The organism is Nocardiopsis sp. MG754419 (assembly GCF_018207095.1).
In the GTDB taxonomy this organism is placed as follows: domain Bacteria; phylum Actinomycetota; class Actinomycetes; order Streptosporangiales; family Streptosporangiaceae; genus Nocardiopsis.
Map to the genome: position 1 here is coordinate 1 of NZ_QOCZ01000438.1, position 314 is coordinate 314.

Consider the following 314-nt stretch of genomic DNA (forward strand, 5'->3'; position numbering starts at 1 on the left):
GGAGGTAGGGGCCGTCGATCGCCTGGAGGTTGTTGGCGCGGGCGGCCATCAGGATCTTCATCAGGATGTAGTGGTAGGCGTCCGCCGGGTAGCCGGGCGGCTGCTCGCCCACGACCAGCGACTTCATGTTGATCGACGCCATGAAGTCGGCCGGGCCGAAGATGATCGTCTCGACGCGCGGCGAGGCCTGGGCGATCTCATTGACGTTGTTCAGGCCCTGGGCGTTCTCGATCTGCGCCTCGATGCCGATCCGCCCGACCTCGAAACCCATCGTCTTCTCGATCTGGGTGAGCAGCAGGTCCAGGGCGACGACC

General features: G+C 65.3%; 1 protein-coding gene. It reads right to left on the bottom strand.

The genetic code is table 11. The features are described from left to right. Positions 1–314: aldolase/citrate lyase family protein (locus tag DSY14_RS28450; protein WP_249188602.1), on the bottom strand; the 314-nt coding region annotated here is incomplete at both ends.